The 21,783-nt window shown below is 33.7% G+C and carries 22 protein-coding genes; 11 read left to right on the top strand and 11 right to left on the bottom strand.

Features of this window, described 5'->3' with window-relative positions; genetic code table 11:
• Nucleotides 1-72: 72 nt before the first annotated feature.
• Both CS873_RS02970 and CS873_RS02965 read left to right on the top strand, forming a co-directional pair.
• Complete coding sequence (locus CS873_RS02970; RefSeq protein ID WP_099974396.1) at nt 73-2,262, top strand: ATP-dependent Clp protease ATP-binding subunit; 2,190 nt, start codon at nt 73-75, stop codon at nt 2,260-2,262.
• A gap of 162 nt (nt 2,263-2,424) precedes the next feature.
• Nucleotides 2,425-3,357 (top strand): MucBP domain-containing protein, encoded by a 933-nt coding sequence (locus CS873_RS02965; RefSeq protein ID WP_099974395.1) that lies wholly within the window; start codon nt 2,425-2,427, stop codon nt 3,355-3,357.
• A gap of 30 nt (nt 3,358-3,387) precedes the next feature.
• Here CS873_RS02965 and CS873_RS02960 read toward each other — a convergent pair whose 3' ends face one another.
• Nucleotides 3,388-4,962: a peptide chain release factor 3 gene (locus CS873_RS02960; RefSeq protein WP_099974394.1), complete on the bottom strand. Its 1,575-nt coding sequence runs from the start codon at nt 4,960-4,962 to the stop codon at nt 3,388-3,390.
• A gap of 44 nt (nt 4,963-5,006) precedes the next feature.
• Nucleotides 5,007-6,368 carry a hemolysin family protein gene (locus tag CS873_RS02955; RefSeq protein ID WP_245823078.1) on the bottom strand — a complete coding sequence of 454 codons (1,362 nt, stop codon included), beginning with the start codon at nt 6,366-6,368 and terminating at the stop codon, nt 5,007-5,009.
• 126 nt (nt 6,369-6,494) lie between these two features.
• Between CS873_RS02955 and CS873_RS02950 the strand changes: the two genes are divergently transcribed.
• The 6 genes from CS873_RS02950 (at nt 6,495) to CS873_RS02925 (ending at nt 11,212) form a co-directional block, all read left to right on the top strand.
• Nucleotides 6,495-6,953: a hypothetical protein gene (locus CS873_RS02950; RefSeq protein ID WP_099974392.1), complete on the top strand. Its 459-nt coding sequence runs from the start codon at nt 6,495-6,497 to the stop codon at nt 6,951-6,953.
• 260 nt (nt 6,954-7,213) lie between these two features.
• Complete coding sequence (locus tag CS873_RS02945; RefSeq protein ID WP_099974391.1) at nt 7,214-7,981, top strand: homoserine O-acetyltransferase/O-succinyltransferase family protein; 768 nt, start codon at nt 7,214-7,216, stop codon at nt 7,979-7,981.
• 1 nt (nt 7,982) lies between these two features.
• On the top strand, nt 7,983-8,903 hold the full coding sequence (gene cysK / locus CS873_RS02940) for a cysteine synthase A (RefSeq protein ID WP_099974390.1): 921 nt from the start codon (nt 7,983-7,985) through the stop codon (nt 8,901-8,903).
• Between the two features lie 63 nt (nt 8,904-8,966).
• Complete coding sequence (locus CS873_RS02935) at nt 8,967-9,749, top strand: transporter substrate-binding domain-containing protein (protein ID WP_099974389.1); 783 nt, start codon at nt 8,967-8,969, stop codon at nt 9,747-9,749.
• Between the two features lie 30 nt (nt 9,750-9,779).
• Nucleotides 9,780-10,475, top strand: coding sequence for an amino acid ABC transporter permease (locus tag CS873_RS02930; protein WP_099974388.1), 696 nt, complete (start codon nt 9,780-9,782; stop codon nt 10,473-10,475).
• Nucleotides 10,475-11,212, top strand: a complete 738-nt coding sequence (locus CS873_RS02925) for an amino acid ABC transporter ATP-binding protein (protein WP_099974387.1) — start codon at nt 10,475-10,477, stop codon at nt 11,210-11,212. Before CS873_RS02930 ends, CS873_RS02925 begins: the two co-directional genes overlap by 1 nt.
• 47 nt (nt 11,213-11,259) lie before the next feature.
• Here CS873_RS02925 and CS873_RS02920 read toward each other — a convergent pair whose 3' ends face one another.
• Both CS873_RS02920 and recX read right to left on the bottom strand, forming a co-directional pair.
• On the bottom strand, nt 11,260-11,793 hold the full coding sequence (locus CS873_RS02920; RefSeq protein ID WP_099975331.1) for a DUF402 domain-containing protein: 534 nt from the start codon (nt 11,791-11,793) through the stop codon (nt 11,260-11,262).
• 74 nt (nt 11,794-11,867) lie between these two features.
• Nucleotides 11,868-12,629: a recombination regulator RecX gene (gene recX, locus CS873_RS02915; RefSeq protein WP_099974386.1), complete on the bottom strand. Its 762-nt coding sequence runs from the start codon at nt 12,627-12,629 to the stop codon at nt 11,868-11,870.
• Nucleotides 12,630-12,694: 65 nt separating this feature from the next.
• Here recX and rlmD point away from each other — a divergent pair, with 65 nt between their 5' ends.
• The 3 genes from rlmD (at nt 12,695) to CS873_RS08330 (ending at nt 15,578) form a co-directional block, all read left to right on the top strand.
• A complete protein-coding gene (rlmD, locus tag CS873_RS02910; protein ID WP_099974385.1) occupies nt 12,695-14,077 on the top strand; it encodes a 23S rRNA (uracil(1939)-C(5))-methyltransferase RlmD in 1,383 nt (460 codons plus the stop codon).
• Between the two features lie 66 nt (nt 14,078-14,143).
• Nucleotides 14,144-14,617 carry a nucleoside 2-deoxyribosyltransferase gene (locus tag CS873_RS02905; protein ID WP_099974384.1) on the top strand — a complete coding sequence of 158 codons (474 nt, stop codon included), beginning with the start codon at nt 14,144-14,146 and terminating at the stop codon, nt 14,615-14,617.
• Between the two features lie 145 nt (nt 14,618-14,762).
• Complete coding sequence (locus tag CS873_RS08330; protein ID WP_099974383.1) at nt 14,763-15,578, top strand: SLAP domain-containing protein; 816 nt, start codon at nt 14,763-14,765, stop codon at nt 15,576-15,578.
• A gap of 53 nt (nt 15,579-15,631) precedes the next feature.
• Here CS873_RS08330 and CS873_RS02895 read toward each other — a convergent pair whose 3' ends face one another.
• The 7 genes from CS873_RS02895 to CS873_RS02870 all read right to left on the bottom strand — a co-directional run bounded on the left by CS873_RS02895 (nt 15,632) and on the right by CS873_RS02870 (nt 21,719).
• Nucleotides 15,632-16,147, bottom strand: coding sequence for a hypothetical protein (locus CS873_RS02895; protein WP_099974382.1), 516 nt, complete (start codon nt 16,145-16,147; stop codon nt 15,632-15,634).
• 41 nt (nt 16,148-16,188) lie between these two features.
• Nucleotides 16,189-16,896 carry a HEAT repeat domain-containing protein gene (locus CS873_RS02890; RefSeq protein WP_099974381.1) on the bottom strand — a complete coding sequence of 236 codons (708 nt, stop codon included), beginning with the start codon at nt 16,894-16,896 and terminating at the stop codon, nt 16,189-16,191.
• Nucleotides 16,889-17,536 (bottom strand): MFS transporter, encoded by a 648-nt coding sequence (locus CS873_RS08235; RefSeq protein ID WP_245823077.1) that lies wholly within the window; start codon nt 17,534-17,536, stop codon nt 16,889-16,891. Before CS873_RS08235 ends, CS873_RS02890 begins: the two co-directional genes overlap by 8 nt.
• 116 nt (nt 17,537-17,652) lie before the next feature.
• Entirely contained in the window at nt 17,653-17,904 is a 252-nt protein-coding gene (locus CS873_RS08230; protein ID WP_245823076.1) for a hypothetical protein, read from the bottom strand.
• Between the two features lie 265 nt (nt 17,905-18,169).
• Nucleotides 18,170-19,330, bottom strand: a complete 1,161-nt coding sequence (locus tag CS873_RS02880; protein ID WP_099974380.1) for a hydroxymethylglutaryl-CoA synthase — start codon at nt 19,328-19,330, stop codon at nt 18,170-18,172.
• Complete coding sequence (locus CS873_RS02875) at nt 19,330-20,568, bottom strand: hydroxymethylglutaryl-CoA reductase, degradative (protein WP_099974379.1); 1,239 nt, start codon at nt 20,566-20,568, stop codon at nt 19,330-19,332. Before CS873_RS02875 ends, CS873_RS02880 begins: the two co-directional genes overlap by 1 nt.
• Nucleotides 20,565-21,719 (bottom strand): thiolase family protein, encoded by a 1,155-nt coding sequence (locus CS873_RS02870; protein WP_099974378.1) that lies wholly within the window; start codon nt 21,717-21,719, stop codon nt 20,565-20,567. The genes CS873_RS02875 and CS873_RS02870 overlap by 4 nt, the downstream gene beginning before the upstream one ends.
• Nucleotides 21,720-21,783 lie beyond the last annotated feature (64 nt).

Here is a 21,783-nt window from a genome sequence, read left to right as displayed (position 1 = left end):
TTAGCACTTGCAATTAGAGAGTGCTAAGTCTTATACTATCTTTATAATTTTGAACCGAAAGGTGGGATTATAGTGCTGTGTCAAAATTGTAATGAAAATGAAGCAACAATTCACTTATATACCAGTGTAAATGGCAAACGTACAGAGGTTAACCTTTGTCAAAATTGCTATCAAAAATTAAGAAACGAAAGTAATGAAGGTATAGATAATATGGCAGAAAACACAAATGGTTTTTCAAGTTTTGAAGAACTATTCAATGCTATGAACAATTCATCTGAATCACAAGGCTTTCAAGCTGGAGATCCTAATACGCAATCAGGTCGACGTGGTCCAAACGGCGGCGGCAATTCACTACTAGCTCAATACGGTGTGGATTTAACCGAACAAGCAAGAAAAGGTCAAGTCGATCCTGTAATTGGACGTGACGATGAAATTAAACGAGTAATTGAAATATTAAATAGAAGAACTAAGAACAATCCTGTACTAATCGGTGAAGCCGGTGTTGGTAAAACAGCCGTGGTTGAAGGATTAGCACAAAAAATTGTTGACGAAGACGTTCCTGAAAAACTTCGCAACAAAAAAGTAATTCGCTTGGATGTTGTTTCACTAGTTCAAGGCACTGGCGTACGTGGTCAGTTTGAACAAAGAATGCAACAACTTATCAAAGAACTTCAGGCAGATGACAATATCATCCTATTTATAGATGAAATTCATGAAATTGTTGGTGCCGGTAATGCTGAAGGTGGAATGGACGCTGGTAACGTTCTAAAACCTGCACTAGCTCGTGGCGAAATACAACTAGTTGGTGCAACAACTTTAAATGAATATCGTACAATCGAAAAAGATTCAGCTCTAGAAAGAAGACTTCAACCTGTTCAAGTTGATGAACCTAGTGTTGAAGCTACTATCCAAATTCTAAAAGGTATTCAACCTAAGTATGAAGACTATCACCACGTAAAATATTCTAACGATGCTATTGTAGCCGCTGCAGAATTATCAGCTCGCTATATTCAAGACAGATTCTTACCAGATAAAGCCATCGATTTGATGGATGAAGCTGGATCTAAGAAAAATCTTCAAACAAATCATATCGATATTGCAGAATTAGATAACAAGATTTCTGATGCGGAAGTTCAAAAACAATCTGCATTGAGAAATGAAGATTATGAAAAAGCTGCATATTACCGTGATGAAGTTTCTAAATATCAAAAAATGAAAGATAACACTAAGGAAACTCCTCTTGATGAAAGTATGATCTCTGAAAAAGAAATCGAAAAAATCGTCGAAGAGAAGACTAAAATTCCTGTTGGTGATTTGAAAGCTAACGAGCAACTTCAACTAAAGAACCTAGAACCAAACCTAAAATCAAGTGTTATTGGTCAAGATGAAGCTGTTGAACAAGTTTCTAAAGCAATTCGTAGAAATCGTGTTGGATTTAATAAGTCTGGTCGTCCTATTGGTTCATTCCTATTTGTTGGACCAACTGGTGTTGGTAAAACAGAATTAGCTAAGCAATTAGCTAAGGATCTATTTGGAACAACAGAATCAATGATTCGTTTTGATATGTCTGAATACATGGAGAAACACAGTGTGTCTAAATTGATTGGTTCTCCTCCTGGCTATGTAGGATACGAAGAAGCCGGTCAATTAACTGAACAAGTAAGAAGAAATCCATATAGTTTGATTCTTCTAGATGAAGTAGAAAAAGCTCATCCAGATGTTATGCATATGTTCTTACAAATTCTTGAAGACGGTCGCTTGACGGATTCTCAAGGTAGAACTGTTAGTTTCAAAGATACTATCATTATTATGACTTCAAATGCTGGTCAGGATGTCAAAGAAGCCAATGTTGGATTTGGTGCTACATCAACTATTTCTACTGTAATCAGTCGTCTTTCTGATTACTTCAAGCCTGAATTCTTAAACCGTTTTGATGGCATCGTAGAATTTAATGCTCTATCAAAAGATAATTTAGTTCAAATTGTAGACCTAATGTTAGCTGATACTAACAAAATGATTGCTGATCAAGGACTAAAGATCCATGTAACAAAATCTGCTAAAGACAAGCTAGTAGAGTTAGGTTACAACCCTAGCATGGGTGCTCGACCATTGCGTCGTGTTATTGAAGAGCAAATTGAAGATAAAGTAGCTGACTACTACTTGGATCACCCTACAGAAAAAGATTTAGAAGCTAAAGTTGTAAAAGGTGAAATAAAAATTGCCTCTTATCAAGATGCTCCAGCTGTAGTTGAAAAGAAATAATGCCTAACCAAAAGCATCGAAAATTTCGATGCTTTTTTTGTACAATCAAAAAGATTTAAGTTTCTCTTACGCCTGTTTATAATTACTTAAACTCTAGTTGATAGATCAGTATTTGCTGTTAAAATTCAAAATAAGAGTAAGTGGAATATTAGAGGGGTAATAATGGACAAAGTAGAAAAAATTATTCGTAACGACATATTAATAGAAGTAAATTACCTAGATTCAGTGGGAAATAAACTAAGAGACTCAAAAACTATTCAAGGTAAATACCTTGATGACTTGGATGTTCCCTTTCAAACTATCCCTGGATATATTTTGTCGACCGTTCAAAACTTCCAAAAAGAATTCATTCCTAATAGTGATGGAATTAATATAATTTATGCTAAGCAAGTAGCAGCTCCTGTAATTATCTATCACCGAAATATCGATGATAAATTGATTGCTGACCCTATCTTCCTTACAGGTAAATTTAACGGCACTTTTCAAGCAAAGCCTCTAGAAGAAGCACGCAATTTTCTTGTTGAATCACCAAAAGTTGTAAGTGGAAAGTTCACAGATCAAGTTCAAGAATTTGAATTCAAGTACAATACCCAAAAACTAACTCCGTACATTATTCCTAATAATCTATTTTTGGAAACATTTAATAGCACTCAAGTTTTTGAAAGAGCTAATATCAACTACCCTATCAATAGAACTATTCCAATGAACTCAACATGGAAAATTTTCCACGCGATGAAAGAAGGATACACAAACCGCATCTGGTATAACTTAGGTGCAGATATCTGGGTACCTAGTACTGAAGACGTTTCAACATTCAAAATCCCACCTTATCAATTGGAAAATCAATCTCAAATTAAGAATTCATACAACTATAAAGTTATAGATATTAGTGAAATTAACCAATACACTAATATTGGGAATTTCCATGAACACAGCGTAACCGGCTGGGTTCAACCTTATGGAAAAATGCTGATAGGTTACTATCAAAGCAACCAACGTGTATTCGTTAAAAATTTAATCTTACTAGAAAACAACAGTGTTTGGGCTGAACTTGATGACGATAATTACGTTGAGAGACAATATTTGAACATATAAAAAGCACATCCCTAGGGATGTGCTTTTTTACTATAGTTTTGCAGTTAATTTAACGTCTGGATACTTACCTTCAAACCATGTTACCGCAAATTTATTTTCAAATAAGAATAGTGGATTACCTTCTAGATCTTTAACCAACATATTTCTAGAAGAAGACATTGATTCATCTAATTTTTCAGGGTCAATCCATCTAGCAATTCTTGAACCAATTGGAGTCATTACAACATCACAGTTATATTCATTTTGCATACGGAATTGGAAAACCTCAAATTGAAGCTGTCCGACAGCACCTAGAATATAATCACTGGTTGAGTATTTTTGGTACAACTGTACAGCACCTTCTTGAACTAGTTGCTGCATACCTTTATGGAATGATTTTTGTTTCATAACGTTTTTAGCTTGAACTTCCATAAACATTTCTGGTGTAAATTGTGGTAATTCTTCATATTGAATAGATTTCTTACCACTATAAATTGTATCTCCAATTTGGAAATTACCAGTATCATACAATCCTACAATATCACCAGCTACAGCATTCTTAACCTGTTCACGTTGGTCAGACATAAATTCTGTAGCATTATTAAGTCTCAGCGTTTTCCCAGTTCTTTGTAATGTTACATCCATACCTTTTTCAAATTCACCTGAACAAATTCGTACAAAGGCAATTCTATCACGATGATTAGGATTCATATTGGCTTGTATCTTAAAAACAAATCCTGAAAATTGATCTGAATCTGGTTCAATAACTTCATCACTATCTTGCAACTTATGAGGTGCAGGAGCTGGTGCCATTTCCAAGAATGTCTCTAAGAATACTTGTACACCGAAGTTCGTTAGAGCTGAACCGAAGAATACTGGTGTTTGATCACCCTTTTGTATTTTTTCGGGATCAAAACTATTTCCAGCTTCTTCTAGTAGTTCAACTTCACCGATAGCTTGTTCAAACAATGAATCTTCTGCCAGTTCCTTATCATCTATTGAACCTTCACTATTGATTGGAATGTAGCGCTCATCGCCCTCTTTTCGATAAAGTTCCACTCTTTGATTATGGATATCATATAATCCCTTTAGTTCTTTACCCATACCGATTGGCCAGTTCATAGCGCAACCTTCTATGTTCAGTAGCTCTTCCAGTTCAGCGATAAGATCCAATGGATCACGTCCATCACGATCCAGTTTGTTCATAAATGTAAAGATAGGAATTCCACGTTTCTTTACAACTTGGAATAATTTCTTAGTTTGTGGCTCAATACCCTTAGCAGAATCAATAACCATGACAGCAGCATCCACAGCCATCAGTGTACGGTAAGTATCTTCTGAGAAATCCTCATGTCCTGGAGTATCCAAAATATTGATATCTCTATCTTTATAGTTAAACTGCATAACAGAACTGGTAACAGAAATTCCACGTTTCTTTTCAATTTCCATCCAATCACTGGCAGCAAATTGACCAGTTTTCTTACCCTTAACTGTACCAGCAGAACGAATAGCCCCACCAAAATATAGTAATTGTTCAGTAATAGTTGTTTTACCAGCATCGGGATGGGAAATGATGGCAAAAGTTCTTCTCTTTTCAACTTGTTCTCTTAATTGTTTTTGATCCATTATTTTCTCCTGTTTGTTACTTATAAAAGAAAAAAGAAATACCTCTAGTATTTCTTCTCATACATATTTTTCATTACTTGTTTAAGTTTATCGTCAGGTATTGTGACTATGACATCTTCAATTCTTGAACCATTAACTTTGCCTGATGTAAGTTTAGTTCCATCGTCTAAAGTAATAGATATCGGAACGTTCTCAGTAGGAATATCCCCTGCTTGAGCAATTAAAACACCTGCAACAGAATCATAATCATCCAAATGAAGATCCTCTTCAAATAATTCATTAAAATCTTCTGTCGTCATCTTACCGATAATTGAGTACTCGTTACTATTTATACGACGGTATGCTGTGATAGCTTGATCGTATTCATCATCTATATCACCAACAATTTCTTCAATGATATCTTCAATTGTAGCCAATCCAACGACTCCACCATACTCATCCATAACAACTGCCATCTGAGTTTGTGTGCTCTTCATTTTCAAAAGCAAAGCATCAATGCTAGTAGTTTCAGGAACAAACATAGGCTCTACCATGACATGATCCAAACTGATACTTTCAAAGCCTGACTTACGAGCTTGTTTCAATATATCCTTAATATGGATAATTCCGATAACCTTATCCTTTTCCCCACCATAAACAGGTACTCGAGAAAATGGTTGTTCCAAGATAGCATCAATAGTTTGATCTTTAGGATCATTTATATCAACCATGAAAGCATCAGTTCTTGGAACCATGATTTCTCGAACATTCTTATCACTGAATTCGATAATTCCTTGCATCATTTGGTATTCATCAGAATTGATAGTTCCACTATCCTTGGATTCACGAATAGTTGCTAAAACTTCACTACGAGAAGCAGTATCTTCTTTTTTTGAAAAATTCATAGGAATTAATTTAAATACTAGATTTAAAGATCCTGTTAGTAACTTAACAAAAGGACTAAAAATAAATCTGAAAAATCTTACATATGGTTCAGTAAATCTAGCTACACCATAAGGTTTATTCATGGCTATACGCTTTGGTAACAATTCACCAAATACCAGCGAAATATAAGACAAGATAACTGTAATAATTACGATAGATACTTCTTGGCTTCCGGGAAAGTCCCCCATCAATCTATCAAGACTTCCACTCAAACTGGTAGCAGCAATAGCAGATGATAAGAATCCCGCAAATGTAATTGCTACTTGGATTGTAGATAAGAACTGATTAGGTTCTTCGATAGCTTTAAGAATACGTTTATCCTTCTTACTACCGTCTTCCGCCTTTTCTTCTACTGTTGCCTTACTTACTGAAACTATAGCAATTTCTGCAGCTGCAAAAAAAGCATTTAAAATTGTTAATACAACGATTATTAATAGTTGTACTAGCAAGGTCACACCGCTAGGGTCACCGTTCATCGACATGTCACTCTCTTTCAATATAAACTATATATTTTATAACTAGGCTAATTATATCAGTCCTTAAAGTATTCAACAATATATCTAAATTTCATGATAAAATAAAGCTATTAAATTATCGGAGCTATAACAATGTCAAATAAGAGAATAACTGTTATTTATCTATTTTTCTTTCTAATACCTTATATTGCCTGTCTGTTAATAGTAGGTATTTCATATAATGCTTTGGTGCTACACGCCATCAGTTGGAGAATAATTCTTGGCGGTATCATTGGTGCATTCGGTCTTTTTGCTGTAAAAGTCATTGCACAACGACCAATATTAATTATGTATCGTAATTCCACGAGACCAGCACTAAAGAAATTTATCAATTTATTCATTCTAGAGAGAAATTTTTGGATTATTTCTTTCAATTTAATATCAGACTTTATTTTCTCTATCATTAGTATTTATCTAGTAAAGAATGTACTACCTATCTCTCATATCATGGGTAACACATTAGGTTGGTTGGTACTAATATTGATGTTATCAGTGACATTTGCGTCATATCTAGAATTCGATGCTTTATCAATTTATAAAGAAGACAAATAAAATTTCATTGACAGACTAATAATATACGGCTATCATAACTACCAAGATTTACAAAACAAATACGGAGGATTATTAACATGATGAAAACAAGCAATTCTACAATCAATACTGCATGTTGTACTGTAATTTCTTGCACAAATAGAAATTATAGTTATTCATCATGCCTAATATCATTCTAAATTAATCAATTAGTTACTATAAATAATGCGATTAAAGAGCTGACATTGGTCAGCTCTTTTTTTGTTTATCAAGGTGAAAATATGACTCATTTGAAAATAGGTCTCCTAAACTTAATGACCGATAAAAAACAAACCAATTCCAACTTTGAACAAGTTCTAAATCAAAATAACAATGTCGATTTAACATACTATTATTCTGCCAGTCGGTATAGCGAACCTCCTGAACCAAATATGAAACCATTAAAACTAGAAGAGTTAAAATATCTAGATGGTTTCATCATTTCTGGGAGTCCAGTCGAAAGAATCTCTGATGATAAAATAACTTATCTACCAGAAGTACATGATTTGCTGAATTACCTTCACAAATCCGATATTATTCAGCTCTATGTCTGTTGGGGAGCGATGGAAGCACTAGCTCATTTGTATGGTATAAGAAAGAAACCATTATCAAAAAAAGATTTTGGAGTATATCAGAATAGAATTGTACAATCAGATCCACTTCTAAAAGATATACCTACCGGTTATCTTGCTCCAAATGCCCGTTACACTGAGATGGATCTATCCCAAGTAAACGAAGATGAACGTTTAGAAGTATTATCAGTTACTGAAAATAATTTATTATCTTTAGCAAAATCAAACATTGCTAATCAGACCTTTTTATTCAACCATCTCGAATATCATAAAGATGATTTAGACAAAGAGTATCAATTAGAAATAGCTAGTGGTAAAGTTCCTAACGCATTTAAAGCTCATAACTACTATAAAAATAATCAACCAACTTTCGAATGGCAAGAAAGTCAGGAAAAATTCTTTAACAATTGGTTGAACACATTTAAAAGAGGAAATTAATATGACAAAAGTAAACTCAATCACAGAATTAATTGGAAACACACCTATGGTAAAACTTCAAAATAATGACCCACAAAATATGGCGGATATCTTTGTAAAACTAGAATTTTTCAATCCAGGTGGATCTGTTAAAGATCGTATAGCCTTGTCAATGATTGAAAAGGCTGAAAAAGACGGCAAACTAAAAAAGGGTGATACTATTGTGGAGCCTACATCTGGTAATACTGGTATTGGTCTATCTCTTGTTGCAAGTGCCAAAGGCTACAAGATTGTAATATTCATGCCTGAAACTATGAGTGTTGAAAGACGTAAGATCATGCAAGGATACGGTGCTGAACTAGTTCTAACACCAGGTTCAGAAGGAATGTCTGGAGCAATCAAAAGAGCTAGCGAATATGCTAAAGAAAATGACGCATTTATGCCTATGCAATTTGAAAATCCTGCCAATCCTGAAGTTCACGAATTAACAACTGCTCAAGAAATTATCAAAGATTTCAAAAATGAAAATATCGATGCTTTTGTAGCTGGAGTTGGTACAGGAGGTACTCTTTCCGGAGTAGGTCATGGACTTAAAAAAGTTTATCCAGATGTACAAATTTATGCTCTAGAAGCTAGTGAATCCCCTCTACTAAAAGAAGGAACTACTGGACCTCACAAAATTCAAGGTATTAGTGCAGGGATTATTCCTGATACATTAGACCAGAAGGTCTATGAAGATATTATCGAAGTAAGTAGTACACAAGCTATTCAAACCGCTCAAGAAGTGGCGAGAAAAGAAGGTTTACTAGTAGGAATATCATCAGGAGCTAATATTTTTGGAGCAAAAGAAATTGCCAAAAAACTAGGTGCCGATAAGATAGTTGTCACTACAGCTGCGGACAATGGTGAAAGATATCTATCTACAGATTTATTTAATTTTTAAATCTACTACTAATGTGAGAAAATATAAAATGTTAAAAAACAAATTAAGGGGAATTAACTAATAATGAAAAAGAAAATTACAGCGATTATTTCTATTCTAGCTATGTTTGTGCTGATTCTTTCAGGATGTTCTTCAAGTTCTAAATCTGTTACCAAAGAACAAGGAACATTAACAATTGGACTTGAAGGAACATACGCTCCATACTCATACCGTGAAAATGGTAAACTTACTGGATTCGAAGTTGAATTAGGAAAAGATCTTGCCAAAGAAATGGGAATGAAAGCAAAATTTGTTCCTACAAAATGGGATTCATTAATTGCTGGTCTAAACTCAAAAACATTTGATGTTGTTTTGAACAATGTTGCAATAAACAGCAGTCGTAAAAAACAATACATCTTTGCTACACCTTACGTTTATTCTAAATCTGTACTTATTACAAAAGAAGGTAACAAAGATATAACTTCTGTAAAAGATTTAAAAGGTAAGAAAATGGCAGAAGGAACTGGTACTGACAACTGGTTGAACGCCGAAAAATTTGGTGGTAATATTAGCCCTTCCACAGATTTTGCAACAACAATGTCAATGATCAAAGATGGTCGTGTTGATGCAACAATTAACTCAAAAGAAGCATATCTTACATATATAAAAGATAGTAAAACTACTGGTCTTCAATATAGAGTTGTTTCTTCAAAAGATATCAAGGCTTCAGAGATTGCACCAATTATGAACAAAAACTCTACTGAACTTCAAAAAGAAATGAACAAAGCAATGAATAAACTTCAAAAAGATGGAACACTAAAGAAACTTTCAATTAAGTACTTTGGCGAAGATATTACTCAAAAATAATTATTAGAAATTCCAGGGGGAATTAACGCCATGTGGCAAACCGTCATCTCATCACTTCCAGAACTTATCACCGCAATGTTAAAATTTACCATTCCAATAGCAATACTTTCATTTATTTTTGGACTAATTCTAGCTATAGTTACAGCTCTGATTAAATTTATTACTCCGTCTGAAAATAAAGCCGTAAAAGGAATTTGGTACGTTCTAAAAGCTATAGCTTCATTTTATGTTTGGCTTTTTAGATCCACACCACTACTTGTTCAATTATTTATTATCTTCTTTGGGCTACCAAGTATAGGTATTCAAATAGATGCCTTCCCTGCTGCAATTATTGGCTTTTCTTTAAATACAGGTGCTTATGCCTCAGAAACAATTAGATCTGCATTGATGTCTGTTCCTCAAGATCAATGGAATGCAGCGTATACTTTGAATTTCTCTACAAGACAAACATTACAATATATAGTATTTCCTCAAGCAATTAGAATTGCCTTACCACCTCTATCTAATTCATTCATTGGATTAGTAAAAGATACTTCTCTAGCAAGTTCTATTACTATCCTAGAAATGTTCCAAGTCAGTCAACAAATTGTAGCCAAAAACTATCAACCATTGCTAATGTATGTTGTGGTCGCTGCACTATACGCCATAATATGTACACTACTAAGTTGGCTTCAACGTTACTTGGAAAAACGTACTAATAGATACTTAGAGGGAGGAAATGCCTAATGATTTCGATAAAAAACATTAGTAAAACATTTGATGATAAGTTGGTATTAAACAATATATCCACTGAATTTCCAAGTGGAAAAACAACTGTTATCTTAGGCCCTTCAGGTTCAGGTAAATCTACTTTGTTGAGATCTTTAAATTTATTAGTTCGTCCTGAAAAAGGTGAAATTGATTTTTCTGATTTGCACATCGATTATTCAAAATCAATCTCTAGTAATGACAGCTTTGAACTAAGATCAAAAACCAGTATGGTTTTCCAAAATTGGAATCTATTCCCTAACCTTACCGTGCTGAATAATATTACTGAAGCACCAATCAAGGTTCTAAAGCAAGATAGAAAATCTGCGGAAGATCACGCTAAACAATTGTTAAAAGATGTCGGATTAGAAGAATATGCTGATAGATACCCTAGTCAACTATCTGGTGGACAACAACAACGTATCTCAATCTGTAGATCACTGGCAGTAAATCCTGAATACATATTATTGGATGAACCTACGAGTGCCCTTGATCCAGAGCTTGAAACACAAGTTCTGCGAATTCTAAAGAATTTGTCAGATGAAGGTCAATCTATGATTCTTGTAACTCATAACATGGAGTTTGCTAGAATGGTTGCTGATAAAATTTTATTCGTTGAAGATGGAAAAATAGAGTTTGACGGTAGTACCGAAGATTTCTTCAATAAACCAAATCAAAGAATTGAAAACTTCCTTTCTGGAATTACACTTAAATAAACATAAAAAAAAAGACTGCCAGTGGCAGTCTTTTTTTGCAATCCAAATTAGTTGTGAGATAACTCGTTGTATCTTTTCATCCAAAGATCAATATATGCTTGAGAAAACGGACCCTTACCATTGTCAATCCAATCAAGAAGTACGTCGACATTCTCGTGAAGGATAGTATCTATTTCAGGTGGGTAATTCCACTGTTGACTGTGAAGAGCGTACTCGTCCACATCTAAAAGCCGTTTTTCGCCATCAGCAAAAACTTTTACATCTAAATCATAGTCTATATATTTAATAGCTTCTTTATCTAAAGCAAACGGAGTAGCCAAATTACAGTAATATGAAACTCCGTTATCTCTCACCATTGCAACGATATTGAACCAATACTTCCTATGAAAGTATATGATAGCTGGCTCTCTAGTAACCCATCTGCGACCATCTGCTTCAGTCACTAAGGTGTTTTCATTGCAACCGATTATCTCATTTTCACTTGTCTTAAGCACCATTGTTTCACGCCATGTTCGGTGTAAATGTCCATCATGCTTGTAACTCTGGATTGCTACGTAATCTCTCTCTCTTGGAAGATCCATAACATAACCAGCTTTCAAAAATTTATATCCATGTGAGATTATACCAGATTGTGAAACAACATACATCAAAAAATTCACTCTAGTTCATTCTTTATGTCTTGATACTTAAACCCCTTGGTCATCAGGTAAGTAATAAGTTTATTCTTGTCTGGATAACGTTTTTGAACTTTATTTATCATTGCCTTTAAATTTTCTAATTCAGTCTCATCATCCTTTTGTAGATCAATTTTTGAAATAGCTTCTTCAATGATTTCATTTGAAAAGCCCTTTTGGTATAGAGTTTGTTTGATTTTTTGTTGTAGATTACTAAAAGAATTCTTTCGTGATTTTTTGATTTGTTTTTTTGCAAAATCTACTGCATTTTCAATTAAAATATCTTGGTCAATTTCTGCCAACTGGTCTTCTATTACAAATTTGGATACACCTTTTTGAATCAACTTTTGTTCCATAAGCTTGGGACCATTGTTGGATGTATTCAAATGACTGTGAATATAAGTCTTTGCATAGTTATCATCGTCCACATAGTGCAAAGATATCAGACGTTCAAGAACTTCATCGATAGTATCTAAATCGTACTCTTTTTCCTTAAGATACTTTTTCAACTCAAATTCAGTTCTTAATTGGTAACTCAAATAATTTACGGCATCACCGTAAGCTTTGTTGATATTTTCCCGATTTTTAATTTCTTCTATTTGATTGTCATCAAGCTCTAAATTCTTCGCAAGTCTGAAATCAATCAACGTATTCTCACTAACACCAAAGGCAAATTTGTTATCAATAAAAACATTGTATCTACCCTTTTGTTTTTGTGCCTGAATTAAAGTTACTTTAGCCAATATTATATTCTCCCGTGGTATACTCAGATATAAGTTTAACTCACATTTTAAACAAAGGACAAACAATGAATACAAATATTATTGAAGAACTAAATGTTGGGGATCGCTTTCCCCTTACTATCAAACAAATAGGAATTAACGGCGAAGGAATAGGTTATTTCAAGCATGCCATTGTTTTCGTACCAAAAGCTGTGCCAGAAGATGTCATTGTCTGTGAAATTACAGATGTCCATCCTAAATTTTTAAACGGTAAAATCCATAAAATCAGAACTGCTAGTCCATACAGAAACAAGGATGTGAATCCACTAAGTAATGAGGTTGGTGGATTAGAGTTTGCACATATAAATTACGAAGACCAATTAGAATTTAAAGAAGATATCTTACGTAATTCTCTAGAAAGATATAAACCACATGCTTATGATCGCTATGAGATAAGACCTACTATTGCATCACCTCAACAAGAAAGATATCGTAATAAAGCACAGTTTCCAATCCAAGAAATTGACGGAGAAATCCGCTGTGGTTTGTACAAAACAGGTACTCAAGAATTAGTCGATTTAGAAGATATGCCTACTCAAATGGAACTAACGATGAAAGCCATGCGTAAGATTGTCGATATCATCAAAGAGTTAGAACTACCTGTATTCAACCCCGAAAACAAATCCGGTATTATCAGCATGATTGTTATTCGTGAATCGGTTGAATTTAACAAATTACAAGTAACATTCATTACTAGAACTAAGAAATTTTTAAAAGAACGAAAACTTGTAGAACTAATTACAGATCAGATACCTGAAGTTTCTTCAATTTCTCAAAACATTAACCTAGAAGATCAAAAAGGTGTTTGGGGAGATGAGACTAGACTAGTCTGGGGAGACGAATATCTTCAAGAAGATATCAACGGATATACCTTCAATCTATCCCCTCGTGCTTTCCTACAACTAAACTCACTGCAAACAGATCATTTGTACGATTTAGCAGAAGATGCTCTAGAACCCAACCAAAATGATGTTCTACTAGATGCATACTGTGGTGTTGGTACGATTGGTATCACCATGGCAGACAAAGTTGAAAAAGTTTACGGTATCGAAATAATTCCCGAGGCTATTGAGGATGCCAAGAAAAACGCTGAACTGAATAATATTAACAACGCAGAATATTACGCTGGTGCTGTTGATAAAATATATCCAGAACTACTAGCAGATGGTATAGAAGTCAATGCAATGATTGTTGATCCTCCAAGAACTGGTCTGGAAGATCGCTTGATTGATACAATTCTAGATAATCCTACAGAAAAACTAGTTTATATATCTTGTAATCCATCGACACTTGCAAAAGACCTTACACGTCTAGCCAGCAAATATCGCGTCCAATACCTTCAACCTGTGGATATGTTCCCACAAACACCTCACGTTGAAACAATTGTAAAATTAGAAAAAAGAAACTGAAATATTCAGTTTCTTTTTTTAGCTATGATAAGATTGATAGTGAATATAATTTAGGAGGAATTTGTTATGAAAATTTATTTTGCTAATGGTTTATTCTCACAGGCAGATCGTATGTTCAATGAAGTTGTAGTTGATAAGATCCGCAAGATTTCTGATGATATTGAAGTGTACCTACCTCAAGAAAATGGCGATATCAATGATAAAACAAAGTTCGCTGATTCAATCAAAATTGCTGAAGAAGATAACAAAGAACTCCTTACTTCAGATCTAGTTGTTGCAGTGCTAGACGGAGAAATCATCGATGTTGGAGTTGCTTCCGAAATCGGATTAGCATTTGGTAAAGAAATTCCTATACTAGGATTATTTACAGATCTTCGTCAACACGGTGCAGAAAATCCAGAAAAAATTGCTGCCGTAGCTGAAATCGGAGAAAATCCATTCCAATATGTAAACACTTATACCATTGGATTGATCAAGTTAAACGGTAAAGTTGTTAACAATATTGATACATTATTACAAGAAATTGCTAAAAAATTATAAAGATTTCATTAATATTACATAGAATTTACAGTTGGATTATATCCAACTTTTTTTATTTCCTTTGAGTTATGATGGTTATCGTTGATAAAAACATAACTTAACTCTTATAGATATTTTTGTAAGAGTTTCAGGAGAAATTATATATATGAATTTAAAACACATTACACTTTCAATCATCGCACTAACTGCTATTGGTTCTACAGCAGTAACAAGCGCAACATCAGTTTCAGCTGCTACAGCAGCATCAAGTAAGGTTCAAGTTGCACCATCATCAGACGTTATATACATTAACAATGACAATGGCGCAAAAGTATACCACAATGTAACATCAGGTAAAGTTGCAACTTCAGCAAACTCTGTTCAAACAAACACAGCTTGGTCAATCGACAAAACAGCTATGGTTAATGGTAAAACATATTACGAAATTGGAAATGATACATGGGTATCATCATCAGATGTTTCTTTCAATGCACCTGTTGTAGCAATTAACAAAGTGCTTTATGTTTCATCAAATGGTGGAAACGTAAACCTATATTCATCTGCTAACGATGGATACTATGTAGATAATTCAGTTGCTGACGGTAACGCATATAACGTTTATGCTCAAACAACTGATCAAAATGGTCAAGTTTGGTATAACCTAGGTTCTAACGAATGGATCAATGGTCAATACATGACTGAAGAAGAACCATCAGTTAAATATACAATGTCAGCTACAGCTTATGATCCAGCAGTATTAGGTTCAAGCATGGGTTATAGTGGTGTTGCCGCTAACCTTTCACGTTTCCCTAAGGGAACTCAACTAAAAATCACTCTTGGTGACGGTACAGTAATGTACAGAACAGTTAATGATACAGGTTACTTTGCCCTATCAAACTCAAACCAACTAGACATTGCAATGCCTAACTCACAGGCACTATCATTTGGTAGACAAACAATTACAGTTCAAGTTGTTAAATAATAAATATTAAATAAAAAAGCAGACAATTAGTTGTCTGCTTTTTTGTTATCAAATTAATTACTTAGAATCTTTTCAATTTCCTTATATCTTTGATTCCAATCAATGTTTTTGGTCTTGCCACATTCTTGATTCAGTAAAAAATCTAACAATTCCGGTTTAGAGTCTAAGAACAAGTACGCTTGTGGAACAACATATCCCGGAAATCTATCCCTTAATTCCTCAAGGGATATTTTTGAAATCTCTGTTACAGACTTTATAGGAATAATATAGCCAATATTCTTGGGCATATAGTATTCATAAATCTCTGAATAATCATCATTTTGTAGTAACTCACCTATCTTAGCTAACTTATCAGCATTAGTAACTATTGGCTTATCAAATTGAATAAACAACTCTATTCCACCATCTTTTCCCGTTGTATGAACGAAAGCCTGAAAAGCATCATCGTAGAATTTTTTCCGATATTCAATGATTTTTTGTCCTGATAATATCTGATCTCTGGGTTCTTGATGTAAAGACATTAAAAGCGTTGCAGATAAATCATCATAGATATCTCTAATTTTTGTCATTTTTATCTTGACTAAACTTTACTAAATAATAAAGCTTGTTCTTATCTAATAAACTTTAAACTCCTTTCAATTTCAGAATTAATTATGTCCGAATTTTCTTTATCTAATAAGTCTGTAAGATAATTTTCGACAAAGTCATTATCTTTAAAAGATGAGAGTGCCCTTATTGCTTTCCATTTGCATACAGAATCTTCTGATCTAGTTTGATTAACAATAGTTTTTAAAACATCTTCATTTCCTAGTAAACTATTGTGAAAAATACAATAACCTAAAACATCTAAGGATTCACTAATCTGCGAATTATCCAATTTATTATTTTGGATATTTGTACATATCTCATAAACAGCAATTTCATCCATTTTCTGAAGTATTCTTGCACATATATCTCGTGCGATAGGATAAGTTTTCTTACCGCTGGTTTTTGATGGAAGTTTTAAATGTTGATTTTCTCCAATACTACCTAAATTTTCTATTAATAAATCTGCTGTAAATTTTTTCCCATTTGAAAGCACATTTTGTATTTCAATCTTAGTGTAGAGAGGACAGCCTGCTCTGATAATATTCAACAATATTGGAGCAAGCGTTTCTTCAAAACTATCAAAATAGTTCTTACTGATTATTTTAACCAGTGTCGTTTGTTCACTAGAATTCAACTCAGGATTTTTTATTTGTGAAAGAATATATTCATATTCATCGTTCTCATGCTGATGATAATATAAATTATCAATTTTGCCTCTTTGTTCACTCATCCTTTGTTACCCCTGCTCTCAATATGACTACGTAAAAAATTATAATAACCAAAATGGTTATGATTGAAGATGATACCAACATTGATATTGTTCCGTATTTCATAATTATCAATCCGATAAGCGGATTAATAATCATTGTTATCAGACTTGTAAGAAATGATAATCCTGAAATGAACGTAGCTCTAGACTTATCTTCCACCCACTTATTAAGTATTTGCATGATAATCGGGTCAATAATATCTTCAACAATGTAAAGCAATCCTATTCCTATTAGGAATATATATTTATTGGATTGAACTTGAAATATGATTCCTAACCCTAAGATTACTGAAATTATGGTAACTAGAGAGCGAAAACTATACTTAATTAATCTATATGATTGTGTTGCTATAATACCGCCGACAAAACTATAAATCATAAATATTCCACCATTAGCAGATGACGAAAAACCAATTTTAGAAATATAGTCTGGTAACAATGCAAAAACAGCATTTATCATTGAAACTATAACTGTAGAAAGTAAAAAAATGAAAAGTATATTAGAGTACTTGGTCATATCCCTAAACACAGCTAGTGTGTTTTTTAGTGTTTGTTCTTGATCTAAAATAGTTTCCTTACTTTGGACATTTTTCATAGACAAAATAATAATCACCGGAAAAATCAACATCAATGACTGTAATAAGTACGGAAATATAATATTAAAACTATATAATATCCCTCCAATAAATGTTGCTATTTCCAAGGAAATAGCAACATTTATTGTGAATTTCCCCTTATTTTACCGAATAATTCTTCCTTACCTTCAAAACGAATAGCTTCATAAAATAAAGCATCATCTGACCCGCTAAGAAGTGCATTACCCAATCCTTCCATAAAAAATGCAGTTATTAAAATAATAAATCCCACACTTTTAGATACTGATATTGTTGAAATCATAAGAAATGGAGATGTAAACAATATGGCTAGTCCTATTACAATGACTGTCTTCCTTTTGAATAAATCACTCAAAACTCCACTGGGAATTTCCCAAAATAACTGTGAGAATAAAAAATGGACTGAATAAAAGCATATTGAACAAGATTGTAGTGCAAAAATTGTACTAAAAATATTATATTAATAATTCTAGTGAATCTTAATTTTGTAAACACAGTATATAGATAGTATTTACCTACGCTATTTATTTGAATTATTCTCACCCCCTAAATATCCCCCACAGATATTTAATTAAATTTATTATATAACAAAAAAGATGATACCTTTCGGTATCATCTTTTTATTTACTAATTCGAGAATATAATCTTTCATTTTCAGTGATTTCTGATAGATAGAATTCACCTTCTACAGTGTCAATATTGACTACATCATAGTTCTTGTATTCAGTATTGAAGATTGTTTCATATTCACTGATTGATATTTTCTTTCTAGAATCAAGCATGTTCTTGATTCCTTCGATATCAATAGCTTTTTCAAATCCTGAAACTACTTTGGCTGAATAAATTTCACCTACTGCACCAGAACCATAACTAAACATCATCAATGATTCGTTATCTTTTACATCGCCATTGATTAGGTATGAAAGTAATCCTAAATATAATGAACCCGTATATAGATTCCCCACTGAACGGCTTATTTCTATACTCTTTTGGTAACGTTCTACTAAATCATTGAACTTCTCTTCTGAAACATCACTTTCGATAGTGTTAAGTGCTTTACGTCCCATTTTTGTATATGGAATATGGAACAACAAGGTATCGATATTTTCAACATCTTGGTCAAATTTTTGATTGTAATTATCAAATAATGTTTTGAAGAAATCCATATAAATTTCGTTTGAATATTTACCACGAGCAAATGCTGTCTTAGAGAATGTTGGTCTCCAAAAATCACCAACATTTTTAGTTAGATAAACTGATTTATCTTCTAGTTCAACAATTTGAGGATTCTCACTAACTAGCATTGCGATAGCACCTGCACCTTGTGTAACTTCACCGGCAGTTTTGATACCATATTTAGCAATATCACTAGCAATAACTAGTGCTTTCTTACCTGGATGTGTAGCAATAAAATCTTTTGCCATTTGCAAACCAGCAGTAGCACCGTAACATGCTTGTTTAATTTCGAAAGCACGAACTTCATTTGGTAAGTCTAGTAAATCCATCAAAAATGTTGATGAAGACTTAGATTCATCAATACTACTTTCAGTACCAACAATTACTAGTTCAATATCCTTTTTATTGTCTTCTGTCAAAATCTGATTAGCTGCTTCTGCAGCCATTGTTACCACATCTTCATAAGGATTAGGAACAGCTTGCTTATCTTGACCAATTCCAATGGTAAATTTACCAGGTTCAACATCTCTAGCTTCTGCAAGTTCAACGATATCTATATAATTTTTAGGAGTATAAAAACCTAATTTATCAATACCTATACTCATTAGTTATTACCTCTTAATTCACCTAAGATTTTTTTTGCTAAATCCAAATTGTACTCTTTAAGTTCATTCATTCTTTTAGATACTTCTTCTATTTCTGAACCTTTTGCTCCAGCACTTACTGCTAAAGACTTACTTTGCAAACTCATATGCCCCTTTTGAATACCTGTTGAAACCAGAGCTCTCATAGCTGATAGATTATTTGCCAAACCAACTGCTGATACAACTGACTGTAATTCTTTGCTGTCTTCTATTTTCATCATAGCTAAACTAATCTGTGCCATTGGCAAGGAACTGATTGCTCCACCAACACTTCCGATTTCTATTGGCATTTCCAGAGTTCCAATTAATTGATTGTTTATAATTTTCCAATCACTGAATGGGGCGTAAGGTCTATCTTGTGTACTGTGTGCGGCAGCTTCTTCTGCTCGAAAATCATTGCCAGTGGCTAAATAGATGGCATCAATTCCGTTCATAATACCTTTATTATTGGTAACAGCTCTGCGATAGGATTGATGAGCAAAATCATTTAGTTGAACAATTTTTTCTGCGACCATTTGTCCATCTAAATCTTTAGTTGCCAGATCTTCAAAGTTTAGTTTAGCCTCTGCTTTAACAATCTGACCGATACCACTATTGGACAGAATGCTGCTGAGTATGTCTTCATTGGTCAGTTCTGTCACCCTGTGAGCAATAACTTCCAACATTGAGTTGACTATATTAGCGCCCATGGCATCCACAGTATCAAACTGAATAACTATCTCTAAGAACTCACCAACCTCGTCAACATACATACCTACAATACCACCGCCACGCTTCACAAGACTTGGACGAGATTCATTGCCTAAATCAGTCAATTCAGCTAGAGAATGATTCAACATTTCCAAAGTCTGGGGATTGTTTGGTTTTAGTATTATTTGACCAAAAATATTTCTAGTGGTTGGTTGCACTTTGAAGCCACCGGAATTCTTTACACGCTTAGCACCATTTGAGGCAGCGGCTACAACTGATGGTTCTTCTGTAACCATAGGAACTATATATTCTTTGCCATTCACTACAACATCTGTTGCAAAACCATATGGCAAACTAAAAGCCCCTATTTGATTCTCACTTAGACTTCTTGCTAAATCCTCAGATATAACATCCCTATCTGACAATATTTGGGCTTGCTGTGCTGTAAGATAATTATTCTCTATTAAATAATCAAGTCGCTCCTGATTACTCATTTCGTATAATTTCATGATAACTCAATTCCTAGAGCCATACCCATACCGCCACCAATACATAGTGAAACCATACCAGTTTTTTGGTTTTCAGTTTTCAATTGATTAATTAGAGTAGTTATTAATCTGGCTCCTGTGGCTCCCAATGGATGACCAAGTGCAATTGCTCCACCATATATATTTACTTTTTCTGATGGTAATTCTAGATCTCTAGTTACTGCATAAGCTTGAGATGCAAAGGCTTCATTGATATCAAATAAATCTATATCTTCAGATGATAGATTGTATTTGTCGTAATATTTTTTGATTGCGTAATATGGGGCATACCCCATATAGTCCGGATCTATTCCTACTTCAGTGTAACCTTTGATAGTTGCCACATATTTCAATCCTAATTCATCAGCTTTTGACTTTGTCATCAAAATTAAGGCAGCTGCACCATCGTTTAATGGTGAAGAATTACCAGCAGTTACTGTTCCATTTTCCTTAAATACTGTTTTCAACCCCGCCAGACTTTCTAGAGTTGAATTAGCACGAATAGATTCATCAGCAGTTACTTTATTTCCATTCACTTCAATAGGAATAATTTCTTTTTGAAGTTTTTCAATTGCGGCGCTTGCTTTCATTTGAGAATCAAGAGCGAAATGATCTTGTTGTTCTCTAGTAACAGAATACTTTTCAGCAACATTTTCTGCTGTGATTCCCATATGTTGGTTGCTAAATGCATCTGTTAGACCATCTTTGAAGAGTGTATCTTGTAACTCTTCACTGGCTTTCATTTTGTCCACGCGTGGTGCAAAGAATGGTGCATTTGACATACTTTCTATTCCACCGGCGACTACGATATCTGCGTCGCCCAATACTAAGGCGTTGTAACCTTCTTTTACAGCTTTCAATCCTGAACCGCAAACTTGGTTAATTGTCATGGATGTTGACTCAACCCTTGCTCCAGAATTAATTGCTATTTGACGTGCTGGATTTTGTCCTTGTCCTGCTTGATAGACATTTCCAAATATAAATTGATCTACTTCTTTAGGATCTAATTTATTTATATCCAACAATTGTTGGACTAACTTAGTACCTAACTCTACTGCAGACAAGTCTGCAAATTGTCCTCTGAACTTTCCAATAGCAGTGCGTTTTGCATCAATAATAACTACTGAATCCATGGTATATAAACCCTCCGAGTTTGGTAAAATTGTCTTAAGACTATATAATAATTTATTAATGGAA

Source organism: Companilactobacillus metriopterae, assembly GCF_002762335.1.
Taxonomy (GTDB): domain Bacteria; phylum Bacillota; class Bacilli; order Lactobacillales; family Lactobacillaceae; genus Companilactobacillus; species Companilactobacillus metriopterae.
Note: the sequence above shows the minus strand (reverse complement) of the source record. Positions and strands in the feature narration are given on the sequence as shown.